Origin of the sequence: Serratia sp. P2ACOL2 (assembly GCF_003691565.1) — a bacterium.
Taxonomy (GTDB): Bacteria; Pseudomonadota; Gammaproteobacteria; order Enterobacterales; family Enterobacteriaceae; genus Serratia; species Serratia liquefaciens.
This window is the reverse complement of record NZ_CP033162.1, coordinates 3,877,887-3,900,012: the sequence shown is the minus strand read 5'-3', so window position 1 is coordinate 3,900,012 and position 22,126 is coordinate 3,877,887. Positions and strand designations below refer to the sequence as shown.

The 22,126-nt window shown below is 57.2% G+C and carries 20 protein-coding genes; 14 read left to right on the top strand and 6 right to left on the bottom strand.

Going from position 1 to position 22,126, the window contains the following annotated elements; translation table 11 throughout:
• Nucleotides 1-30 precede the first annotated feature (30 nt).
• A complete protein-coding gene (gene maeB / locus EBA31_RS18940) occupies nucleotides 31-2,310 on the top strand; it encodes an NADP-dependent oxaloacetate-decarboxylating malate dehydrogenase (RefSeq protein WP_020828015.1) in 2,280 nt (759 codons plus the stop codon).
• A gap of 48 nt (nucleotides 2,311-2,358) precedes the next feature.
• On the opposite strand, the gene mmuM is transcribed toward maeB, so the two are convergent.
• The gene (gene mmuM, locus EBA31_RS18935) at nucleotides 2,359-3,297 is read right to left on the bottom strand and encodes a homocysteine S-methyltransferase (protein ID WP_122079968.1); all 939 of its coding nucleotides are present in this window, start codon (nucleotides 3,295-3,297) and stop codon (nucleotides 2,359-2,361) included.
• Nucleotides 3,287-4,696, bottom strand: a complete 1,410-nt coding sequence (gene mmuP / locus EBA31_RS18930) for an S-methylmethionine permease (RefSeq protein ID WP_122079967.1) — start codon at nucleotides 4,694-4,696, stop codon at nucleotides 3,287-3,289. The genes mmuM and mmuP overlap by 11 nt, the downstream gene beginning before the upstream one ends.
• Nucleotides 4,697-4,890: 194 nt before the next feature.
• Here mmuP and EBA31_RS18925 point away from each other — a divergent pair, with 194 nt between their 5' ends.
• From EBA31_RS18925 to EBA31_RS18910, 4 genes are all read left to right on the top strand, one after another.
• Nucleotides 4,891-5,730 (top strand): ChaN family lipoprotein, encoded by an 840-nt coding sequence (locus EBA31_RS18925; RefSeq protein WP_122079966.1) that lies wholly within the window; start codon nucleotides 4,891-4,893, stop codon nucleotides 5,728-5,730.
• Nucleotides 5,731-5,832: 102 nt separating this feature from the next.
• A complete protein-coding gene (locus tag EBA31_RS18920; protein WP_048760984.1) occupies nucleotides 5,833-6,633 on the top strand; it encodes an energy transducer TonB in 801 nt (266 codons plus the stop codon).
• Nucleotides 6,634-6,710: 77 nt separating this feature from the next.
• Nucleotides 6,711-8,843 carry a S9 family peptidase gene (locus tag EBA31_RS18915; protein ID WP_122079965.1) on the top strand — a complete coding sequence of 711 codons (2,133 nt, stop codon included), beginning with the start codon at nucleotides 6,711-6,713 and terminating at the stop codon, nucleotides 8,841-8,843.
• Nucleotides 8,844-8,974: 131 nt separating this feature from the next.
• Nucleotides 8,975-11,215, top strand: coding sequence for a TonB-dependent receptor domain-containing protein (locus EBA31_RS18910; protein WP_122079964.1), 2,241 nt, complete (start codon nucleotides 8,975-8,977; stop codon nucleotides 11,213-11,215).
• 17 nt (nucleotides 11,216-11,232) lie between these two features.
• On the opposite strand, the gene EBA31_RS18905 is transcribed toward EBA31_RS18910, so the two are convergent.
• The 3 genes from EBA31_RS18905 to amiA form a co-directional block, all read right to left on the bottom strand.
• Nucleotides 11,233-11,688 carry a YaiI/YqxD family protein gene (locus EBA31_RS18905; protein ID WP_020828008.1) on the bottom strand — a complete coding sequence of 152 codons (456 nt, stop codon included), beginning with the start codon at nucleotides 11,686-11,688 and terminating at the stop codon, nucleotides 11,233-11,235.
• On the bottom strand, nucleotides 11,688-12,608 hold the full coding sequence (hemF, locus tag EBA31_RS18900; protein ID WP_122079963.1) for an oxygen-dependent coproporphyrinogen oxidase: 921 nt from the start codon (nucleotides 12,606-12,608) through the stop codon (nucleotides 11,688-11,690). The genes EBA31_RS18905 and hemF overlap by 1 nt, the downstream gene beginning before the upstream one ends.
• Before the next feature lie 69 nt (nucleotides 12,609-12,677).
• On the bottom strand, nucleotides 12,678-13,565 hold the full coding sequence (gene amiA, locus EBA31_RS18895; protein WP_020828006.1) for an N-acetylmuramoyl-L-alanine amidase AmiA: 888 nt from the start codon (nucleotides 13,563-13,565) through the stop codon (nucleotides 12,678-12,680).
• Nucleotides 13,566-13,770: 205 nt separating this feature from the next.
• Here amiA and EBA31_RS18890 point away from each other — a divergent pair, with 205 nt between their 5' ends.
• On the top strand, nucleotides 13,771-14,196 hold the full coding sequence (locus EBA31_RS18890; RefSeq protein WP_020828005.1) for a GNAT family acetyltransferase: 426 nt from the start codon (nucleotides 13,771-13,773) through the stop codon (nucleotides 14,194-14,196).
• 42 nt (nucleotides 14,197-14,238) lie between these two features.
• Here EBA31_RS18890 and EBA31_RS18885 read toward each other — a convergent pair whose 3' ends face one another.
• Complete coding sequence (locus EBA31_RS18885) at nucleotides 14,239-14,637, bottom strand: YgiW/YdeI family stress tolerance OB fold protein (protein WP_020828004.1); 399 nt, start codon at nucleotides 14,635-14,637, stop codon at nucleotides 14,239-14,241.
• A gap of 171 nt (nucleotides 14,638-14,808) precedes the next feature.
• Here EBA31_RS18885 and EBA31_RS18880 point away from each other — a divergent pair, with 171 nt between their 5' ends.
• The 8 genes from EBA31_RS18880 (at nucleotide 14,809) to cysM (ending at nucleotide 22,123) form a co-directional block, all read left to right on the top strand.
• A complete protein-coding gene (locus tag EBA31_RS18880; RefSeq protein ID WP_122080660.1) occupies nucleotides 14,809-15,273 on the top strand; it encodes a DUF2919 domain-containing protein in 465 nt (154 codons plus the stop codon).
• 156 nt (nucleotides 15,274-15,429) lie between these two features.
• A complete protein-coding gene (locus EBA31_RS18875) occupies nucleotides 15,430-16,014 on the top strand; it encodes an RpoE-regulated lipoprotein (protein ID WP_122079962.1) in 585 nt (194 codons plus the stop codon).
• Nucleotides 16,015-16,251: 237 nt separating this feature from the next.
• Entirely contained in the window at nucleotides 16,252-17,151 is a 900-nt protein-coding gene (locus tag EBA31_RS18870; protein WP_115058356.1) for a Dyp-type peroxidase, read from the top strand.
• A 200-nt stretch (nucleotides 17,152-17,351) separates the two neighbouring features.
• On the top strand, nucleotides 17,352-18,374 hold the full coding sequence (locus EBA31_RS18865; RefSeq protein WP_020828000.1) for a sulfate ABC transporter substrate-binding protein: 1,023 nt from the start codon (nucleotides 17,352-17,354) through the stop codon (nucleotides 18,372-18,374).
• A complete protein-coding gene (gene cysT, locus EBA31_RS18860) occupies nucleotides 18,374-19,204 on the top strand; it encodes a sulfate/thiosulfate ABC transporter permease CysT (RefSeq protein WP_020827999.1) in 831 nt (276 codons plus the stop codon). The genes EBA31_RS18865 and cysT overlap by 1 nt, the downstream gene beginning before the upstream one ends.
• Entirely contained in the window at nucleotides 19,204-20,079 is an 876-nt protein-coding gene (gene cysW, locus EBA31_RS18855) for a sulfate/thiosulfate ABC transporter permease CysW (protein ID WP_044552778.1), read from the top strand. The genes cysT and cysW overlap by 1 nt, the downstream gene beginning before the upstream one ends.
• Nucleotides 20,069-21,157 carry a sulfate/thiosulfate ABC transporter ATP-binding protein CysA gene (cysA, locus tag EBA31_RS18850; protein WP_122079961.1) on the top strand — a complete coding sequence of 363 codons (1,089 nt, stop codon included), beginning with the start codon at nucleotides 20,069-20,071 and terminating at the stop codon, nucleotides 21,155-21,157. The genes cysW and cysA overlap by 11 nt, the downstream gene beginning before the upstream one ends.
• 84 nt (nucleotides 21,158-21,241) lie before the next feature.
• Entirely contained in the window at nucleotides 21,242-22,123 is an 882-nt protein-coding gene (gene cysM, locus EBA31_RS18845; protein ID WP_020827996.1) for a cysteine synthase CysM, read from the top strand.
• The last annotated feature ends 3 nt before the right edge of the window (nucleotides 22,124-22,126 follow it).

Genomic DNA, 22,126 nt, shown 5'->3' with positions numbered 1-22,126 from the left:
ACATAAAAGCAAAAAGCATAGGAACCTACAATGGACGAACAGCTCAAACAGAGTGCGCTTGATTTCCACCAATATCCGGTCCCAGGGAAGATCCAGGTATCCCCCACCAAGCCGCTGGCAACGCAACGCGATCTGGCGCTGGCCTATTCGCCGGGCGTCGCGGCACCTTGTCTGGAAATTGCTGCCGATCCGCTGGCGGCCTACAAATATACCGCGCGCGGCAACCTGGTGGCGGTCATTTCCAACGGCACGGCCGTGCTGGGCCTGGGCAATATCGGTGCGCTGGCCGGTAAACCAGTGATGGAAGGGAAGGGCGTCCTGTTCAAGAAATTTTCCGGTATCGACGTGTTTGATATCGAAGTCGATGAGCTAAACCCTGACAAGCTGATCGACATCATTGCCGCGCTGGAGCCGACCTTCGGCGGCATTAACCTGGAAGACATCAAAGCGCCGGAGTGTTTCTACATCGAGCAGAAACTGCGCGAGCGTATGAAGATCCCGGTGTTCCACGACGATCAGCACGGTACCGCGATCATCACGACCGCCGCAGTGTTGAACGGCCTGCGGGTAGTGAAAAAGAATATTTCCGACGTGCGGCTGGTGGTTTCCGGAGCCGGCGCCGCGTCGATCGCCTGCCTGAACCTGCTGGTGGCCCTGGGGCTGCGCCAGCAGAACATTACCGTCTGCGACTCCAAAGGGGTTATCTACAAAGGTCGTGACGCCAATATGGAGCAGACCAAGGCGGCTTATGCGATTGAAGATAACGGCCAGCGTACGCTGGGTGACGCTATCCCTAACGCCGACATCTTCCTCGGTTGTTCCGGCCCGGGTGTCTTGACTCAGGATATGGTGAAAACCATGGCCAGGGATCCGTTGATCATGGCGCTGGCCAATCCGGAACCGGAAATCCTGCCGCCGCTGGCGAAAGCCGTGCGCCCGGACGCCATTATCTGTACCGGCCGCTCCGATTACCCGAACCAGGTAAACAACGTGCTGTGCTTCCCATTCATCTTCCGCGGTGCGCTGGACGTGGGGGCGACCACCATTAACGAAGAGATGAAGCTGGCCTGCGTGCATGCGATTGCCGATCTGGCGCTGGCAGAGCAAAGCGACGTGGTGGCGTCGGCCTATGGTGATCAGGATCTGTCATTTGGCCCTGAATACATCATTCCCAAACCTTTCGATCCGCGCCTGATTGTTAAAATCGCTCCGGCAGTGGCCAAGGCGGCGATGGAGTCTGGCGTGGCGACGCGGCCGATCGAAGACTTTGATGCCTATGTCGAAAAGCTGTCTGAATTCGTTTACAAAACCAACCTGTTCATGAAACCGATCTTTGCCCAGGCGAAGAAGGAAATGAAGCGGGTGGTGATGGCGGAAGGCGAAGAAGAAAGGGTACTGCACGCTACTCAGGAGTTGGTGTCGCAAGGCTTGGCCTATCCGATTCTGGTGGGGCGCCCGAGCGTGATCGAAATGCGGCTGAAAAAACTCGGTCTGCAGCTGACGCCGGGTAAAGACTTTGAAGTGGTGAACAACGAGTCCGATCCGCGTTTCAATGAATACTGGGGCGAGTACTACCAGATCATGAAACGCCGCGGCGTTTCGCAGGAGCAGGCGCGCCGTGCGGTGATCGGCAACCCGACGCTGATTGCCGCCATCATGCTGCATCGTGGCGAGGCGGATGCGATGATCTGCGGCACCATCGGCAGCTATCACGAGCATTACGACGTGGTTGAAAAAGTATTTGGCTTCCGTGAGGGCGCCCATGTCGCCGGGGCGATGAATGCGCTGCTGCTGCCAAGCGGCAACACCTTTATCGCCGACACCTATGTCAATGACGATCCGACGCCGGAGCAACTGGCGGAAATCACCCTGATGGCGGCGGAAACCGTGCGTCGTTTCGGCATTGAGCCGAAGGTCGCGTTGCTGTCCCATTCCAGCTTTGGTTCTTCCGATAACCCGGCAGCCTGCAAGATGCGTAAAACGCTCGAGTTGGTGAATCAGATGGCGCCGGAGCTGGAAATCGACGGCGAGATGCACGGCGATGCCGCGTTGGTTGAGAGCATTCGTAATGATCTGATGCCGGACAGCCCGCTGAAAGGCTCGGCCAATGTGCTGATTATGCCGAACATGGAAGCGGCGCGTATCAGCTACAACCTGCTGCGTGTGTCGTCTTCGGAAGGGGTTACCGTGGGGCCGGTGCTGATGGGAGTAGCGAAACCGGTACACATCCTGACGCCAATCGCCTCGGTGCGCCGCATCGTCAACATGGTGGCGCTGGCGGTTGTGGAAGCGCAGACCGAACCGTTATAAGCCTTCGGCATTAAACCGCCCCCTGACGCCTTGGCGCAGGGGGCTTTTTTATGCCTTGCAGAGTGCCGCGATCTGGCGAATATCCTTTGGCGTAGTCCGGCAGCAGCCGCCGATCAGCCGTGCGCCGATGCGTTGCCATTCTCCTACCTGATCAATCAGGCTGCCGTGCTCGCCGCCGCAGGCGTGCCAGGTTTTGCTCACCGCGTCGTAATGTTCGCCGGAGTTAGGATAGACCAACAGCGGTTTATCGGTCAGCACGGCAAATTGGCGCAGCGCCGGAGCTACATTTTCCAGCGCAATGCAGTTGATGCCAATCGCCAACGCCTGCGGATTGCCGTGCAGCGCTGCCAGCACCTGCGTCAGCGGCGTGCCGTCGCTGAGGTGTTGGCTGTCGCGCAGGGTGAAGGCGAACCAGGCGCCGAGCGTCGGGAATTCTTGCAACAGCGTGAGCAACGCCTGCAGCTCGGTGAACGAGGGCAGGGTTTCACAGGCCAACAGATCTACGCCGGCTTCGGCCAACGAACGGATGCGTGGGCGGTGGAAGGCGATCATTTCCTCCTGCGGTAATGCGTAATCGCCGCGATATTCAGAGCCGTCGGCCAGATAAGCGCCATAGGGGCCGACCGAGCCGGCGATCGGCAAGGGGGTTGCCTGCGGGTGCTGAGCCAGAAAGTCGCTGCGCGCCTGTTGCGCCAGGTGCACGCTTTTGGCGATCAGCGCCAGTGACTGCTCGTAATCCAGCCCCCGGCGCAAAAAGCCCTGTGGCGTGGCCTGATAGCTGGCGGTGATGGCGCACTGCGCCCCCGCGTTGAAATAGTCGAGATGAACCTGATAAATCAGCTCGGGGTTTTCGATCAGCACCTTGGCCGACCACAGGGGATCACTGAGGTCACAGCCGCGAGCCTCCAGTTCGGTCGCCAGTGCGCCGTCAAGGATCAGCGTGTTGTGGGTAGCCAACAGCGTGGCGACGGGGTTGTTAACCGACATGATTTTCTCCCAAAGATGTTTTTTGCCCGTTGCGGCGGGTCAGATAATAGGCGGCGTAGCACAGTGCGACGAACGGCAGCCCGCAGTAAAGCGCGATGCGCTGCTCCGGATCGAACGCCAGTCCGACACAGGCCAGCAGGCACAGGGAAAAACCGACGATCGGCGTTAACGGATAGCCCGGCGCGCGGTATTTCAGGCCGGCGATCGGCTGGCCGCTGCGCAGATAGTGGCGGCGGAAAGCGTAGTGGGAGGCGCAGATGCTCAACCAAACTGCCACCACGGCAAAGCCGGAAATGGCCGACAGGGCAACAAACACCGTGTCCGGCGCAATCACGCTGGTTAACAGCGCCAGTACGCCGCCAAGCATGCTGAAGGTCAGCGCATTGATCGGAATGCCGCGTTTATTGACGCGAGAAAAATAGGCCGGCAGGGTGCGCTGGTTGGCCAGCGACCACAGCATGCGGCCCGAAGCGTACAGGCCTGAGTTGGCGGCCGACAGGATGGCGGTCAGGATGACGAAATTAAAGATATCGGCGGCATAGGGCACGCCGATGCGTTCAAACACCAACACAAACGGGCTTTTGACAATCCCGGCCTGATCCATCGGGATCAGCGCAGCCAGAATAAACACCGTGCCGACAAAGAACAGCATCAGGCGGATCACCGTGGTGCGTATCGCCCAGGGCACCACCTTTTCCGGATTTTCGGTTTCGCCTGCGGCAATGCCGATAAGCTCCGTGCCGGAGAAAGCGAAGTTGACCGCCACCATCGTCATCAGGATCGGCAGGGTGCCGTTGGGCAGCCAGCCGGAGGCGGTCAGGTTATGCAGAAAGGGAGCCGGGGTGCCGTCTTTCATCGGCAGCAGGCCAAACATGGCTGCTCCGCCGAGGATGATAAACGCCAAAATAGTGATCACCTTGATCAACGAGAACCAGAATTCGCTCTCCGCGAAGAAGCGAGTGGTGACTACGTTGAGCAGGAAAATGGCCGCGCAGAAAATTAAACACCACAGCCAAACCGGTGACTGTGGGAACCAATACTGCATGCAGAAACCGGCGGCGGTCAGGCTGGAACCGAGTGCGACGGTCCAGGTGAGCCAATAGAGCCAGGCCACGGTATAACCGGTCGCCGGACCAAGATAGCGGGAGGCATAAACATGGAAGGCGCCGGTTTCCGGCATCGCCACCGAAAGCTCGCCCAGGCACAGCATGACCAGATAGACCACCAGTGCGCCAATCAGATAGGCCAGCAGGGTACCCAGGGCGCCGGTGGTGGAAATGATATAGCCGGTGTTGAAAAACAGCCCGGTACCGATCACGCCACCCAGCGACAGCATCACCAGGTGCCGGGCCTTCATGGTGCGTTTGAATTGCCCTTCGGCGGGGACAGGTGAGTGCATGGTGTTTTACCCGTATAGACGTCTAAGCTGCTAAATGGCTATTGGTTATACCTGCAATACTTCATGAAATCAATGCGTGGTCAGAGATCCTAAAGTAAAAAAATAGTTATCGATGTCGCAGGAAAGGGGGTTGTCTATATGCAAATGATAATTATTATCTATAATGTCGCCACTTTTTATGACAGGGCAGCATCATGAGACTTTTGATTTTATTGGCCGCGCTGGCGCTCGCCGCCTGTAGCCAAACCCCGGTTTCCTCGCCAAAAACTACCCTTGATAGTTTGGGCAAAATTACGGATTTGCGCAGTGGAGAAAGCCTGTCACCTGACCAGCTTCTGGCCCGTTTGGCCGCTCAACCGCGGGTCATTGTCGGCGAAAAACACGATAACCCCTATCACCATCAGATTGAGCTGTGGCTAGTGCAAAACCTACCGCAGCAGCGTCCCCAGGGTAGCGTGCTGATGGAAATGATTAACCCGAATCAGCAAGACAAGGTTAACCAGGTGAAACAGTGGCTGCAGGGGGACCCCAGCGTTCGCGACGGACGCGTAGCGGAGTTGATCGGCTGGCAGTCGGGGTGGAAATGGTCGCTGTACGGCGATGTGGTAATGGCGGCGATGCGTGCACCCTATCCGCTGTGGTCGGCTAATCTGGATCGCGATGAAATCATGGCTTTTTATCAGCAGCCAAGTTTCCCGCAGGGCCAACTGTCGGTCCGTCCGGTGGTGCAGAAAGCGCTGGAGGAAACTATCCGCACTTCGCACGGCGGCAAGATTGAACCTCAACAATTGCATGCGATGCTGGCGATCCAACAGCAGCGTGACCGCCGCATGGCCGAACGCCTGCTGGCCGCGCCCACTCCCGCGCTGTTGATTGCCGGTGGCTACCATGCCGCCAAATCCGTAGGAGTGCCACTGCACGTGCAGGATTTGCAACCGGCTGCGTTGCCAACGGTACTGATGCTGGCGGAACCCGGGGTACAGGTCGACAAACAGTTGGCCGATTACCTGTGGATCACCCCGGCCGTAAAATGAATCTGTTAAGGCAGTGAAAAGGACTGTTAATAATAATTACAAATGATTATCATTAGCAAATGTGATCTGCAATCATTCGCAATTAAGTAATCTAATGTCCCTATGCTAAGTCAGTCTTTCTCTTTTTCGGCCCCTGCGATGCCGCAACCGCGCTGGGCGCGCGGTTTTGTGTGCGCTATCGCGGCACATGTGGCGCTGGTACTGTTGTTTTACTGGCCGCCACGCTCGCTGCCGCCGATGCAATTGCCGCCTCCGGCGGTAATGATGAGCTGGGCCGCGCAGATTGAAGCGCCGGAAAGTCCCAAACCCTTACCGCTAGGCGTACAGCAGGCGCAGTCGTCTGCTGCACAACCGGCTGAACAGCAAGAACAACCCGACTTACCAAAGCTGGCAAGGGCTGAAAAAACCAAGATTGCCGTGGCCGAAAAGAAGCGAACTGAACAGCGGCCGCCGCAGAAAACTCAGCCGAAGCCCGAGGAGCAGGCAAAAGAGACCAAACACGCTGCGGCCTCCAGCGCCGCGGCACCGAAAGCGTTGAATGTTGCCCGGCAGGCGGCGGCACCGCTGAACAGTGATTCCGCCAGTCAACTGCAGGCCAAGCTGTCGTGGGAAAGTCAGGTTAAGGGGCTGCTGAACCGCATCAAACGCTATCCGTCGGATGCACAGCGCCGCCGCCGTACAGGCATGCCGCAGGTGGTCTTTACGGTGGATGCGCAGGGCCGGGTGTCTGATTTGAGATTGCAGGCGTCGTCAGGTACTGCCTCGCTGGATCGGGAGGCACTGGCGGTGGTGACTCGGGCGCAGCCTTTGCCGCAGCCGCCGGTGGAGATGCTTCAGCAGGACAAGGTTCGGGTGACGATGCCCATCGATTTTAATCTGGCGGCGTTGCACGCCGTCCAATAGTTTATGCCGACGGCAGCGGCCTTTTGTTTGCTGAAACAAAAGCAGGCGTTGCCGATGTCAAACCATCGTGAGGGACTATGAAATATCCACTTTTGCCGGGCCGTTGTTGGCGTGCGGCAACCTCTGTCGTGATCTCATTAAGCTTAATGGGCCAGGCCGTTCAGGCGGCACCGCAGGCTCCCAGCGCGGAAATCATCCCAAAAAAGTTGACCGCCCAGGGTGAAACCCGGGTAGATGATTACTATTGGTTGCGCGACGACAGCCGCCAGAATAAAAAGATGCTGGATTATTTGACGGCGGAAAACCGTTATACCGAACAGATGATGCAGCCGTACAAAAAACTGCGCGATACGCTGTACCAGGAAATGCTCGGCCGCATGAGCCCGGAAGATCGCTCGGTACCTTATCAACTGAACGGCTACCGCTATCAGGAAAGCTATGCGGCGGGCAAGGATTTTGCCCTGTACCAGCGTCAGGCCCTTACCGCCGATGCGCCATGGCAAACCTTGCTGGATGCCAACCAGCGCGCGACAGGGCAGGCTTATTACCGTGTTGGCGGTCTGGAGATAAGCCAGGACAATCAGCGGATGGCGATCGCCGAAGATTATCAGGGGCGCAGGCAGTACCGTATTTCGTTGCGTAATGTCGACAGCGAGAAATGGGCCGCGGAAGTGATTGAAAACACCTCTGGCGACATGGTGTGGGCCAACGATGGCAAGACGCTGTTTTATATTCGCAACCATCCGCAAACGCTGTTGCCGTACCAGGTTTATCGCCATCAGTTCGGTACGCCGGTCGCGGACGATAAACTGGTGTATCAGGAAGATGACGCGGCGTTTTATCTGAGCCTGGCCCATTCCTCCTCCCGCGACTACCTCATTATTACCATCAGCGGCAACACTACCTCTGAGGCGCGGCTGATCGATGCCAACCAACCGCTGAAAGCGCCGGTGCTGTTTGCCGCCCGTCGGAACGGCCATGAATATTACCTCGACCATTATCGCGGCGAGTTCTATTTACGCTCCAATCACCAAAGCCCGCATTTTGGTCTCTATCACACCGCGGCGCTCGATAAACCGTGGCAGACGCTGATTGCACCGCAGGAAAAGCGCGAGGTCGAAGGTTTCACCTTATTCCGCGACTGGCTGGTGGTGAAAGAGCGTGGCGATGGCCTGGTACAGCTACGGCAAATCAGTTGGGACGGCAAAACCCAGCGCAGCATTCCGTTCGATGACGCCAGCTACATGGCCTGGCTGGGCTATAACCCCGATCCGGACAATCAGCACCTGCGCTACGGCTATTCGGCGATGACCACGCCGACCAGCACCTACGAATGGGATCTTGATAAAGGCACTCGTACCCTGTTGAAACAGCAGGAAGTGAAAGGGGTTGATCCCAGCCAGTACCACAGCGAACGAGTGTGGATCAGCGCGCGTGACGGTGTGAAGGTACCCGTCTCGCTGGTCTACAACCGTGCGATGTTCAAACCGGGGCACAGCCCGCTGCTGGTGTACGGCTATGGCGCCTATGGCATGAGTATGGATCCGGCCTTCAGCGCCAACCGCATCAGTTTACTGGATCGCGGTTTTGTTTATGCGCTGATCCACGTGCGTGGCGGCGGTGAATTGGGGCAGAACTGGTATCAGCAGGGCAAACTGAGCCATAAACCCAACACCTTCAGCGACTTTATCGATGCAACCCAGGCGTTAATCAAACAGGGTTACGGCCAGCCGGGGCGTATCTATGCCATGGGGGGCAGCGCCGGCGGCTTGCTGATGGGCGCGGTGATCAATCAGGCGCCGCAGCTGTATAACGCGGTGGTGGCGCAGGTGCCTTTCGTGGATGTTTTGACCACCATGCTCGACGACAGCATTCCACTGACCGTCGGCGAATATGAAGAGTGGGGTAACCCAAATCAACCAGAAGCCTATGCGCTGATGAAGTCTTATAGCCCCTACGACAACGTACGCAAGCAGGCGTACCCGAACCTGTTGGTGACCAGCGGCCTGTATGATTCGCAGGTGCAATATTGGGAACCGGCAAAATGGGTGGCCAAACTGCGTCGCTTTAAACAGGGCGATTCGCTGCTGCTGCTGGCCACCGATATGACGGCCGGACACGGCGGCAAATCGGGCCGACTGACGCGGCTGGAAAATAGCGCCTTGGAATACAGCTTTATTTTGGCGGTGGATCAGAAAACGCGGAAATAACCCTTCTGGCCGCCAGGAAATAACCTGGCGGCTTATTAAAACGATAAAGCGTTAATTTTACCGTCGATTTCGGCGGGCTTTGTGCTGGGCATTGTCGGCCATAACATCTTTTTGGTCATTTCTGGGGATCTATGAAAATTAAATTACTGGTAAGCCTGATCGGTGCGGGAATAGCGCTGAGCGGGACGGCGACGGCTGCGCAAGACGGGGCAGACAATGGCAAGGGCAACGTGGTGTTTAGCCCGTTGAACGTTTCGGCTGCGACAGAAAGCGACCGTAGCGAAAAGGAGGCGTTAGAAAAACCGGGTGCCTTCAGCTCACGAGGAGAAAATAAGAATCTCGAATCGGTAGACAGCATTTTGCGCAGCATGCCGGGCACCTATACCCAAATCGATCCGGGCCAGGGATCGGTTAGCGTCAATATCCGCGGCATGAGCGGCTTTGGCCGCGTTAATACCATGGTGGACGGTATTACCCAGAACTACTACGGCAGTTCGCCGAGCGATGCAGCCCATGGCGGGTTACCCACCAGCCAGTTCGGTGCGCTGATCGACCCCAATTTTATCGTCGGCGTTGATGTAGCGCGCGGCAATGCGACGGGCTCCGCCGGAGTGAATGCGTTGGCAGGCAGCGCCAACTTCCGCACCCTGGGTGTGGATGACGTGGTGTTTTCCGATAATCCCTTTGGCGTGCGCACCAAATTTTCCGTGGGCAATAACGGCATTGGCCGCAGCGGCATGATTGCCGTGGGCGGGAAAACCGGCGCCTTTGGTGAAGGCGGCAGCCTGGGCGCGATGGCAGCCATCAGCGGCAGTTCCATCACGTCTAATTACAAAAACGGCTCCGGTTTTGACAGTGAAGAGTTTAACGTTGATAAAACTTATCGACAGAACCCTAAATCCCAGTTATTCAAAGTCGATATTAAGCCAGACGCTTTTAATAGTATCGAACTGTCGGCCAGGACCTACCAGAATAAAATAACCCGCCGTCATATCGACAGTAATGACTTCTATATTAAATATCACTATGCGCCTTTCTCCGAGCTGATTGATTTTAATCTGACAGCCAGTACCAGCCGCGGTGAGCAGAAATTCATGTCTGACAATATGGCAGGGTTTAGCGACAGCAAGGCGAAAAATATCTCGGACGCGCTGGACGTCAATAACACCAGCCGTTTCAGCCTGCAGGAGGTCGATTTTGCCTTCAGCTATGGTGGCAAGCTGATCCGTAACGAATACAAGAAGCACGCATCCGGGCTGGTAACCGACGATAACCAGGCGGAAAGTTCGCCGGTGGGGATCGCGGGTAAACAAAATATCGCCAGCCTTTACAGCGGGCTGCAGCTTAACTACGGCATCTGGCAGAGCAACTTTGATCTGAACTACAGTTCCTATGATATTTCCGGTTATAAACCTGCCTGTGATGAGCGCGTGGCCTGCTTCCCGCAGGGGGCCAGCAATATCAATTTGAAAGAGCACGGTTTTAATCCGTCGGTGCTGTTATCGGCGCAGGTGACGCCATGGTTGCAGCCGTTTGTCAGCTACAGCAAGTCGATGCGCGGGCCGAATATTCAGGAGGTGTTCTTCGCCAACAGCGGCGGGCAGTCGATGAACCCGTTCCTGAAGGGCGAAACCGCTGAAACCTACCAGGCCGGCTTCAACGCCAATGCTCATGACCTGTTGTTCAAGCAGGACAGCTTCCAGCTGAAGGCGGTGTATTTTGAATCAAAGATCAAAAATTACATTTCCAGCCAAAACTACATGGTGTGCAGCAATCGTCGCAAGTGCAACCGAGCTCAGTCGACGCAGGAAGAGTGGGATAACGCCAATGAGAATGTCTTGATGACCATGTACAGCAATGCTTATGAGCCGGTCAGAATGCGTGGGGTGGAAGTAGAGGCAATGTATGATGCCGGTTTCGCCTACACCAAACTTTCCCTGAGCAAAGAGCACACCAGCCAACCGACCAATCAGGCCAGCAACGAATTCGGTGCCGGTGACATCAGCGAACTGCCGGAATTTTATTTCACGTTAGATTCTGGGGTTCGTTTGCTGGACGAGAAACTGACGCTGGGCGGATTGGTCAAATACACGGGTAAAGCGGTTCGCCTGTCGCCAAATTCGGATCGGGACGAAAATGAGCAATTGCTGAAAGAGCCTGCGCCGCACATCCCGACGATTATCGATCTGTACAGCACCTATCAGTTCAACCGTAACCTGCTGTTGAAATTCAGCGTGCAGAACCTGATGGACAGAGACTATTCCGATGCGTTGAACAAGATGAACTCGATGCCGTCCCAGGGACAGGACTTCACACCGACCAACACCGCCCGCGGCCGAACCTATATCTTCGGCGGGGAGGTGCGATTCTAAGCGGAGTACGGGCGCAATCACTGCGCCCGTTTTGCCTGCTGCAACCACTTGTCCAGCTCGTTGGCGAACTGCTGACGGTCGCGCTGGTTCAGCGTATTCGGGCCACCGGTCTGGATACCGCTGGAGCGCAGGGTGTCCATAAAGTCGCGCATGTTCAGGCGCTCACGAATGGTGTCTGGCGTATAGCGTTCCCCGCGCGGATTCAGCGCCACCGCGCCTTTTTCGATCACCTCGGCAGCCAGCGGGATATCGGCGGTGATCACCAGATCGCCTTTCTCGCAGCGGCGCACGATTTCGTTATCCGCCACGTCAAAACCGGCCGCCACCTGCAGAGTGTGGATATGCCTGGAAGGCGGCGTTCTCAGCGGTTGGTTGGCGACCAGCGTTACCGACATGGCGGTACGATCCGCCGCGCGAAACAGCACTTCTTTGATCACGTTGGGACAGGCGTCCGCATCGACCCAAATCTGCATTATTCCGGCTCCTTCAACCAATCGCGCACCGGCAGGAAATCACGGTAAAGGGCCGCTTCCGGGCTGTCTTCCGCCGGTTGATAGTTGTATTCCCAGCGTACCAGCGGCGGCATCGACATCAGGATGGATTCGGTACGTCCGCCGGTTTGCAAGCCAAACAGCGTGCCGCGATCCCAGACTAAATTGAACTCGACGTAGCGGCCACGGCGATACAGCTGGAACTGACGTTGGTTATCGCCCCAACTCAGCGCCTTGCGTTTTTCCACGATCGGCAAATAGGCATCGAGGAAGCCTTCGCCCACCGCTTGGGTAAACGCGAAACAGGTAGCGAAGTCGGGCGTGTTGAGATCGTCAAAGAACAGGCCGCCGATGCCGCGCGCTTCGTTGCGGTGCTTGATAAAGAAATAGTCATCGCACCACTTTTTGTATTTGGGATACACCTGCTCGCCGAAGGGGGCGCACAGCTGTTCGGCGGTGCGGTGCCAATGAATGGCATCTTCTTCAAAGCCGTAGAAGGGGGTCAGATCAAAGCCGCCGCCAAACCACCACACCGGTTCTTCGCCCGGCTTTTCCGCAATGAAAAACCGCACGTTGGCGTGGCTGGTCGGGATATAAGGGCTGCGCGGGTGGATCACCAACGACACGCCCATCGCCTGGAAGCTGCGGCCGGCCAACTCGGGGCGGTGCGCGGTAGCGGAGGTGGGCAGGGTGGCACCTGAGACGTGTGAGAAGTTGACGCCCGCTTGTTCGAACACCGCGCCGTCGGTCAATACCCGGCTGCGGCCACCGCCGCCTTCTTCCCGCGTCCAGCGGTCCTCGTTGAAAACGGCGCCGCCGTCGGCCTGAGCCAGCTGCGTGCAGATGCGGTCCTGCAGTGCCAGCAGGAAGGATTTTACTTCTGCGATGGTCGATAAACTCATACGGATTAATTCACAGCGTCTGACTGAACAAGCCGCAGAGTATACCTTTATTCACCGTGGCTGGCAGTATCAGCCGGGTTTTCGTTGGTGTGAATCGTAATAGCTGAAGAAACTGATCACGCCGTCGGCGATGGCGCGGGCGATTTTCTCGCGGAATGCGGTGGTGCCAAGCAGGCGTTCTTCCGCCGGATTGGTGATAAACGAGGTTTCGACCAGTACCGACGGAATCGACGGGGATTTCAGCACCGCGAACGCCGCTTGTTCGGTGCTGTTGCTGTGCAGATGATGCACCGGGCGGATCTGGCCGAGCACGTGGCGGCCGAGCGTCAGGCTGTTGTTGATGGTATCGGTTTGCACCAGGTCGAACAGCACCTGCTGCAGATAGTTGTCCTGATTTTTGTATTTGCCACCGGCCACGTCATCGGCAGCATTTTCGCGGTTGGACAGATAACGCGCCATGGCGCTGCTGGCACCGCGATTGGATAGGGCAAACACCGAGGCGCCGGAGGCTTCCGGGCTGGTAAAACCGTCGGCATGGATAGAGATAAACAGATCGGCCTGATGCTGGTGGGCAATCTCCACCCGCTGAAACAGGGGGATAAACTCGTCTTCTTCCCGCGTCAGGCGCACTTCAACGTGTTCCTGTTCGTGCAGAATGCGACGCACATGGTTGGCAATCTCCAGCACCACGTGTTTTTCCTGCGAACCTTCTCTGCCGACGGCGCCCGAATCGATGCCGCCGTGACCGGGGTCGATCATCACCAGCCTTTTGCTGCCGCTGGGTTTGGGCGCAGTTTTAGCGTGTTGCTTGCGCAGCATGCCGCCGGTTTCGGCTTGGGCCGTTTGGCTCTTGCTGCCGAGCAGCACCAGCGCCAGACCAGAAAGCAGTAATTGACGTCGCGTGGGAGAAACGGGGAGCGGTTTAAAATTGAGGAAGGGTTTAACCTGCTTTTTCATAACGCTACGCTCCATCGACAAATTCTATTTTGCGACGTTATATCGTATTGATAATCATTAATCGACCGGATAACTATGTCCATTTATTACGCGAGTTACCGGGGATTTCTGCATTATTGCCCGGGGAAATCGCAGTTTGATATTGCGTAAGTGAATAATCCCGCGATAATCAGATAAACATCTTAATTAACAGCGGCGAACATCGATGGAAATTCGCGTATTTCGACAAGACGACTTTGAAGAAGTCATTACCCTGTGGGAGCGCTGCGATCTGCTGCGGCCGTGGAACGATCCTGAGATGGATATTGAGCGCAAACTGAATCACGATCCGGATCTGTTTCTGGTCGCGGAAGTGGGCGGGGAAGTCGTGGGGTCGGTGATGGGGGGATACGACGGTCATCGTGGCTCGGCGTATTATCTCGGGGTGCATCCGGATTATCGCGGACGCGGTATCGCCAATGCGTTGATCAGCCGGTTAGAAAAAAAATTGATCGCGCGCGGTTGCCCGAAGATCCAACTGATGGTGCGGGAAGATAACGACACGGTGATCGAGATGTACGAGAAACTCGGTTACGAGATCCAGAGCATTACCAGCCTGGGCAAGCGGCTGATCGAAGATCAGGAATATTGAGCGATATTTTGGGCGGTGAGGCTTCACCGCCCAAACTGCGCGTTAGGGCAGTTTTTTGATGGTTTTCACGTCGACTTCCACGTTGCTCCAGTCTTTATCCACTTTCCCTTCCAACTGCACTTTATCTTTCGGGGTGATGGTCTGACCGTTCCAGCGTTTTTTGTCGATCTCGACCGTCAGCGTGCCGCTGGCGTCGCGGAAGGTATAGGTCTCGTCGCCGACGCGTTGCTCAATGTTGCCTTGCAGCATCACCCAGGTGTCATCACTCATTGATTTGACCTTGTCGACGGTGGTCAACGCGGCGCTAGGGCCGGAAAATCCGCCTTGCTGCGTGTTTTGGGTGTGCGTTTGCGGTGCTGCAGGATCGAGGAACCCGCCTTGCTGAGCCAGAACCGGTGCGCTACACAGAGCAATTAATGCTGCCAGGGTATATTTTTTCATCTTAAGCTTCCTTATCTCAATCTAGAATCAAAGCCCTGCCAATCAGGACTGCTGGTTTGATGGGGTTAAGTAAAGCATGAAAATCTTAAGGGGTTCTTAAGCGCGCGCATTGAAAACAATAAACACGGCACCCATTTGAAAAATCATCATGATATTGGCAAGGAATCGATGTTGAAGCCACTCCCACCCCGTTTTTCCCCCGACGATTACGATCAGCACGGTGCGTTGCGTTTGCCGCTGTGGTTTTGGGGCGTACTGATTTTACAGGCCCGCACCTGGATCCTGTTTGTGATGGCCGGGGTTTCGCGCCAGCAGGGGGAAGGCCTGCTATCGCTGTTTTACCCGGACACCCAATGGTTCTGGTATGGCATCGTGCTGGGGCTGCCGGCGGCGTTGGCATTTTTGATTGCTCCGCGTCGTCACCAGTGGCCACGGCTATGGCGTGCCTGGCGCTGGGTATTGATTGCTTCGCTGCTGGCAGCGCTGGGCGGTTCCCTGTTTAGCCTGTGGCAGCAAGACGACAATCCTTCGGCGTTGGACATCGTGCTGGCGTTGCTCGATGCGTTGGCGCTGGCTTACTTGCTGCTGAGTACGCGTCTTAAAGCCTGTTTCGTGGTACAGGATGAGGCGGGTTAATTGCCGCACAGTGCGGCACTTTTCTCATTTTCCGCACTCCAAGCTCGCAACCGATGGCGATGCGTGGACAGTTGTGAGAGGCTGACACGCAACAAAACGCCAAGTGCGGCAGGGCAGAGCAGGCTGTGCCCCGTCATTGATGTTAAGGAGCTAAAAATGAATGTTCGCCCACTGTTGTTAGGGCTTCCGCTGTTACTGACCGGCTGTTCGACGATGTCCAATTTCTCTTGGTCCAGCCTGTCGCCATTTAACTGGTTTGGCAGCAGCCTCGAAGTCAGCGCCAAGGGCGTTGGCGACCTCAACGCCGGTACCCCGATGTCGGAAAGCGCCATTAACGATGGGTTGAACGGCGATTACCGCCTGCGCGGTGGCATGGCCACCAGCCAGGGCAAGATAGTTTCCTACTATCAGGCGATGGACGGCAACGACGTGAAGCTGGTGATCACCGGGGAACCCAAGGGCCACGTGCAGCGCGTGGACGTGATGGACGGCAAAGTCGCGACCGAGTGGGGCAGCAAGCTCGGCACGCCGTTCAGTGACCTGTACAGCAAGGCGTTCGGTGCCTGTAAACCGGCCGACGGCGACGATGCCGGCAAGGTCGAGTGCGTCGCACAGCAGAGCAAGTACGTCACCTATATCTTCGACGGCAAGTGGGCCGGCCCGCAAGATATCATCCCACCGGATGACACGCTGAAAAGCTGGACGGTCAGCAAGATCATCTGGCACGCCAAACCGCAATAAAGCTTCCCCCCTGGGCGCCCGATCCGCGGCGCCCCTGATTTATCTGGTTTCCATCCCCGCTGAACGTTAAATCACCGCTACCTTTGGGCAAGATTGCCCGGTTATGGGTAACCCTAATTTCTTTGCGCTGATGCAAGGCAATCCCATTTTCATCGGGTATGATACTGCGCATTCGTAACAGGAAACCCATGGACAAACAGCTGCCTGTTACTCGATTTCGATTTGAGGATAACGATAATGACCCAGGTTCAGAGCGGTATTTTACTGGAACACTGCCGCTTCGCCATTTTTATGGAAGCCACCGTGCAGGGCGAATTCGCCGATTTACGTCAGGGCTGCAAGCAGTTTTGCCAGACGTTGACCGAGCTGCAACAGCAGTTTCCCGATGCGCATTTGGGCGCGGTGATCGCCTTTGGCTATGACGTCTGGCACGACCTTTCCAGCGGTCAGGGCGCAAAAGAGCTGAAGCCATTCACCCCGTTGGGCAAAGGGTTGGCCCCGGCCACCCAGCGCGATCTGTTGATCCACATCCAATCCCTGCGTCATGACGTTAACTTTACGCTGGCGCAGGCGGCGCTGGCAGCGTTCGGCAACGCCATCAAGATTGAAGAAGAAACCCACGGATTCCGCTGGGTGGAAGAGCGCGATCTGAGCGGCTTTATCGACGGCACTGAAAACCCGCAGGGCGATAAACGTCCTGAAGTGGCGGTCATCGCCGAAGGTGAAGAAGACGCAGGTGGCAGCTATGTGCTGGTGCAGCGTTATGAACACAACCTGCGTCAGTGGCAGCGCTTTACCACCGAGCAGCAGGAGCAGATTATCGGCCGCACCAAGCACGACAGCGAAGAATTGCCGCCGGAGCAGCGTCCTGACACCTCGCATGTCAGCCGTGTCGATCTGAAAGAAGACGGTAAAGGCCTGAAGATTTTGCGTCAGAGTCTGCCTTACGGTACTGCCAGCGGTAAACACGGGCTATATTTCATCGCCTATTGCGCCCGCCTGCATAACATCGAAAAACAACTGCTGAGCATGTTTGGCGATTTGGACGGCAAACGTGATGCGATGCTGCGTTTTAGCCGTGCGGTGACCGGCAGCTATTACTTTGCGCCTTCGTTGACGCGCCTGCTGTCGCTTTAACCTTTCCTCCGGGGTCGGCCATGCCGGCTCCGGATTAACTTCCTCCTCTGCCACGCCGCTCTGCCCCTGCCTTATAGCGTTTGATGCTTGAAAATCACTAAACGGTATATAAAAGCGTTACAGCTCCGCACCTAGTTATAAATACACTGGTCAACATCAGGGCGAAAGCCCGGCGGATTGATTCAGCTATAAGGTGCACAATGAAACAAACACGGGTTAAAAATTTCATGCTGAAAGGATGGTTGGCGGCGGCGCTGTTAGCCAGCGGTACCGTTTCGGCCGCTGAGCTGCTGAACAGCTCCTATGACGTTTCCCGTGAATTGTTTACCGCGCTGAACCCGGGTTTTGAACAGCAGTGGAACCAGCAGCATCCGGGCGACAAGCTGACCATCAAACAATCTCACGCAGGCTCTTCCAAGCAGGCGCTGGCCATATTGCAGGGGTTACGTGCCGACGTCGTGACCTACAACCAGGTGACCGACGTGCAGATCCTGCACGATCGCGGCCAACTTATTCCGGCTGACTGGCAGGCTCGCTTACCGAACAACAGCTCACCTTTCTATTCCACCATGGCTTTCCTGGTGCGCAAGGACAACCCAAAAGGCATCCATAGCTGGAACGATTTGGTGCGCGACGATGTGAAGCTGGTGTTTCCGAACCCGAAAACCTCCGGCAACGGCCGTTATACCTATCTGGCTGCCTGGGGAGCCGCCAGCCAGGCTGACGGCAACGATCAGGCCAAAACCCGTGCCTTTATGACCCGTTTCCTGAAAAACGTGCTGGTGTTTGATACCGGCGGTCGCGGTGCGACCACTACCTTTGTGGAACGCGGCCTGGGTGATGTGCTGATCAGTTTTGAGTCGGAAGTGAACAATATCCGCAAGCAGTATGGCGAAGACAAGTATCAGGTGATCGTGCCGCCGGTCGATATTCTGGCGGAGTTCCCGGTCGCCTGGGTCGACAAAAACGTGGAAAGAAACGGTACTGAACAGGCCGCCAAAGATTATTTGAATTACCTCTACAGCCCGGCTGCGCAGCAGGTGATCACCAGCTTCTACTATCGCGTGTATGACAAGCAGGCGATGGCGGCCGCGAAGGGCCAGTTCCCGCAGACCAAACTGTTCCGTGTAGAAGATCAGTTTGGTGGCTGGCCACAGGTGATGAAGACGCACTTTTCTACCGGTGGCGAGTTGGATCAACTGTTAGCGGCAGGGCATAAGTAATGTTGTTGTCCAGCAAACGGGTTCTGCCTGGGTTTGGTCTCAGTCTGGGAAGCAGCCTGTTTTACACTTGCCTGATCCTGCTGCTGCCGCTCAGCGCACTGGTGATGCAGCTGGCGCAGATGAGCCTGGCGCAATATTGGGAAGTGGTTTCCAACCCGCAGGTGGTTGCCGCCTATAAGGTCACGTTGCTGGCGGCGGGCGTCGCCAGCTTGTTCAACGCGGTGTTCGGCATGCTGATGGCCTGGATCCTGACTCGCTATCGTTTCCCCGGGCGCACGCTGCTGGACGGCCTGATCGACCTGCCGTTTGCGCTGCCGACGGCGGTGGCCGGTTTGACGCTGGCGGGGCTGTTTTCCACCACCGGGTGGTATGGCCAATGGTTGGCGCATTTTGACATCAAGGTGACGTTCACCTGGCTCGGCATCGCGGTGGCGATGGCATTCACCAGTTTGCCCTTCGTGGTGCGTACCGTTCAGCCGGTGCTGGAAGAGCTGGGGCCCGAATACGAAGAGGCCGCAGAGACCCTGGGTGCGACCCGCTGGCAGAGCTTTCGCCGCGTGGTAATGCCGGAGCTGGCCCCGGCGCTGCTGGCCGGCACGGCCATTTCCTTTACCCGCAGCCTGGGTGAATTCGGCGCGGTGATTTTCATCGCCGGCAACATCGCCTGGAAGACGGAAGTGACCTCGCTGATGATTTTCGTTCGCCTGCAGGAGTTCGATTATCCGGCGGCCAGTGCGATTGCCTCGGTGATCCTGGCGGCTTCGCTGCTGTTGCTGTTCAGCATTAACGTTCTGCAAAGCCGCTTTGGCCGACGCATCGGGGGGCACTGATGGCGGATATCTCTGAGTTCAACGGCGTCGAACGCCCGCGCGTCAATTGGGGCAAGTGGACGCTGATCGGTATCGGCGTGCTGTTTTCGGTATTGCTGTTGGTGGTGCCGATCATTTCGATTTTCGCCGAAGCCTTTTCCAAGGGCGCCGGCGCGATGTGGAGCAATCTGGTCGATCGCGACATGTTGCACGCTATCTGGCTGACGGTGCTGATTGCCCTGATTACCGTGCCGTTCAACCTGGTGTTCGGCACCTTGCTGGCCTGGTTGGTGACGCGGTTCACTTTCCCGGGCCGCCAGCTGCTGCTGACGCTGATCGACATTCCGTTTGCCGTGTCACCGGTGGTGGCGGGGCTGATTTACCTGCTGTTTTACGGCAGCAATGGCCTGCTGGGCGGTTGGCTGGATGCGCACAATATCCAGATCATGTTCTCTTGGCCGGGCATGGTGTTGGTGACCATTTTCGTGACCTGTCCGTTCGTGGTGCGTGAGCTGGTGCCGATGATGCTCAGCCAAGGCAGCCAGGAAGACGAGGCCGCCATTTTACTGGGCGCTTCCGGCTGGCAGATGTTCCGCCGGGTGACGTTGCCGAACATTCGCTGGGCGCTGTTGTACGGCGTGGTGCTGACCAATGCGCGCGCCATTGGCGAATTCGGCGCGGTCTCGGTGGTGTCCGGTTCTATTCGCGGCGAGACCTTTAGCCTGCCGCTGCAGGTCGAGTTATTGCAACAGGATTACAACACTGTTGGCTCCTTTACCGCCGCCGGGTTACTGACCCTGATGGCGATAGTGACCCTATTTTTGAAGAGTGGCCTGCAATGGCGTCTGGAACGTCAGAATGCACGTCTCGAGCGGGAGGAAAATCATGAGCATTGAGATTAACGGTATCAACAAGTTTTTCGGTCGTACCAAGGTATTGAACGATATCTCGCTCGATATTGCCTCCGGTGAGATGGTGGCGTTGTTGGGGCCGTCGGGTTCCGGCAAAACCACGCTGCTGCGCATTATCGCCGGGCTGGAAAGCCAGAGCGGCGGCAAGCTGGGCTTCCACGGCACCGACGTCAGCCATGTGCATGCCCGCGATCGCCGGGTGGGTTTCGTGTTCCAGCATTATGCGCTGTTCCGCCATATGACCGTGTTCGACAATATTGCCTTTGGCCTGAGCGTGCTGCCGCGTCGTGAACGTCCGAATGCCGCGGCAATCAAACAAAAAGTGACCCAGCTGCTGGAGATGGTGCAGCTTGGCCATTTGGCCAACCGCTATCCCTCACAGCTTTCCGGCGGCCAGAAGCAACGCGTAGCTTTGGCTCGTGCACTGGCGGTAGAGCCGCAGATTCTGCTGCTGGACGAACCTTTTGGTGCGCTGGATGCCCAGGTGCGTAAAGAACTGCGCCGTTGGTTGCGTCAGTTGCATGAAGAGCTGAAGTTTACCAGCGTGTTCGTCACCCACGATCAGGAAGAGGCGATGGAAGTGGCCGACCGCATCGTGGTGATGAGCCAGGGCAATATTGAGCAGGTAGGTTCGCCGGAAGAAATTGTCCGCGAACCGGCCAGCCGCTTTGTGCTGGAGTTCATGGGCGAAGTGAACCGCCTGAGCGGCGAAATCCGCGGCTCGCAACTGTTCGTCGGCGCGCACCAGTGGCCGCTGTCGTTCCAGCCGATGCATCAGGGCAGCGTGGATCTGTTCCTGCGGCCTTGGGAGATGGAAGTGGGCACCGAGAGCAGCGAACGCTGCCCGTTGCCGGTGCAGGTGCTGGAGGTTAGCCCGCGTGGCCACTTCTGGCAGATGACCGTTCAGCCGATCGGTTGGCACCAGGAACCTATCAGCGTGGTGTTGCCTGACGGCAACGAGCCGCCGGTTCGCGGTGGCCGTTATTACGTCGGCAGCCTGAATGCGCGCCTGTACGCTGGCGATCGGCTGCTACAACCTGTTGCGTTAGCTAAAAGCGCCTGATAGTTTTTACCTCCCAACATCATTTTAAAGGCAACCCTGGGGTTGCCTTTTTACATTACGCACTTCAACACACAGGCAAAGCACGTGACAACGCTCGAACAATGCATCGGCAATACCCCGCTGGTAAAATTACAACGTCTGGCCGCAGGACTGGGCAGCGAGGTTTGGGTCAAGCTGGAAGGCAATAATCCGGCGGGCTCGGTGAAGGACCGCGCCGCGCTGGCGATGATCCAGCAGGCGGAATTGCGCGGTGAGATAAAACCCGGTGACCGGCTGATTGAGGCCACCAGCGGCAATACCGGCATTGCGCTGGCGATGATCGCGGCGTTGAAAGGCTACGCTTTGACGCTGCTGATGCCGGAAAACATGAGTCTGGAACGCCAGGCGGCGATGCGCGCCTACGGGGCCGAGCTGATCCTGGTCAGCCGGGAAGTGGGCATGGAAGGGGCGCGTGACCTGGCGTTGGACATGCAGAATCAGGGGCAGGGCAAGGTGCTGGATCAGTTCAACAATCTGGACAATCCCTACGCCCACTTCACCACCACCGGCCCGGAAATCTGGCAGCAGAGCCAGCAGCGGGTCACCCATTTCGTCTCCAGCATGGGCACCACCGGCACCATTACCGGCGTGGGCGGCTACCTGAAGAGCCAAAATCCGCAGGTGCAGATCATTGGCCTGCAACCGGCGGAAGGCAGCAATATTCCCGGTATTCGCCGCTGGGCACCGGCCTATCTGCCGGGCATTTTCCGCCCGGACCTGGTGGATCAGGTGTTGGATATCGAGCAAACCGACGCCGAGCAGACCATGCGTCAGTTGGCGCAGCGCGAAGGCATTTTCTGCGGTGTCAGCTCCGGCGGTGCGGTGGCCGGTGCGTTGCGGATCGCAGCGGCGAACCCGGGCAGCGTGATTGTGGCGATCATTTGCGATCGCGGCGATCGCTACCTCTCCACCGGCGTTTTCGGTTGAGGG

Excerpts from the sequence above, each read along its gene's own strand:
- maeB (WP_020828015.1), top strand. The coding sequence starts at position 31 with ATGGACGAACAGCTCAAACAGAGTGCGCTTGATTTCCACCAATATCCG.
- mmuM (WP_122079968.1), bottom strand. The coding sequence starts at position 3,297 with ATGTCGGTTAACAACCCCGTCGCCACGCTGTTGGCTACCCACAACACG.
- mmuP (WP_122079967.1), bottom strand. The coding sequence starts at position 4,696 with ATGCACTCACCTGTCCCCGCCGAAGGGCAATTCAAACGCACCATGAAG.
- EBA31_RS18925 (WP_122079966.1), top strand. The coding sequence starts at position 4,891 with ATGAGACTTTTGATTTTATTGGCCGCGCTGGCGCTCGCCGCCTGTAGC.
- EBA31_RS18920 (WP_048760984.1), top strand. The coding sequence starts at position 5,833 with ATGCTAAGTCAGTCTTTCTCTTTTTCGGCCCCTGCGATGCCGCAACCG.
- EBA31_RS18915 (WP_122079965.1), top strand. The coding sequence starts at position 6,711 with ATGAAATATCCACTTTTGCCGGGCCGTTGTTGGCGTGCGGCAACCTCT.
- EBA31_RS18910 (WP_122079964.1), top strand. The coding sequence starts at position 8,975 with ATGAAAATTAAATTACTGGTAAGCCTGATCGGTGCGGGAATAGCGCTG.
- EBA31_RS18905 (WP_020828008.1), bottom strand. The coding sequence starts at position 11,688 with ATGCAGATTTGGGTCGATGCGGACGCCTGTCCCAACGTGATCAAAGAA.
- hemF (WP_122079963.1), bottom strand. The coding sequence starts at position 12,608 with ATGAGTTTATCGACCATCGCAGAAGTAAAATCCTTCCTGCTGGCACTG.
- amiA (WP_020828006.1), bottom strand. The coding sequence starts at position 13,565 with ATGAAAAAGCAGGTTAAACCCTTCCTCAATTTTAAACCGCTCCCCGTT.
- EBA31_RS18890 (WP_020828005.1), top strand. The coding sequence starts at position 13,771 with ATGGAAATTCGCGTATTTCGACAAGACGACTTTGAAGAAGTCATTACC.
- EBA31_RS18885 (WP_020828004.1), bottom strand. The coding sequence starts at position 14,637 with ATGAAAAAATATACCCTGGCAGCATTAATTGCTCTGTGTAGCGCACCG.
- EBA31_RS18875 (WP_122079962.1), top strand. The coding sequence starts at position 15,430 with ATGAATGTTCGCCCACTGTTGTTAGGGCTTCCGCTGTTACTGACCGGC.
- EBA31_RS18870 (WP_115058356.1), top strand. The coding sequence starts at position 16,252 with ATGACCCAGGTTCAGAGCGGTATTTTACTGGAACACTGCCGCTTCGCC.
- EBA31_RS18865 (WP_020828000.1), top strand. The coding sequence starts at position 17,352 with ATGAAACAAACACGGGTTAAAAATTTCATGCTGAAAGGATGGTTGGCG.
- cysT (WP_020827999.1), top strand. The coding sequence starts at position 18,374 with ATGTTGTTGTCCAGCAAACGGGTTCTGCCTGGGTTTGGTCTCAGTCTG.
- cysW (WP_044552778.1), top strand. The coding sequence starts at position 19,204 with ATGGCGGATATCTCTGAGTTCAACGGCGTCGAACGCCCGCGCGTCAAT.
- cysA (WP_122079961.1), top strand. The coding sequence starts at position 20,069 with ATGAGCATTGAGATTAACGGTATCAACAAGTTTTTCGGTCGTACCAAG.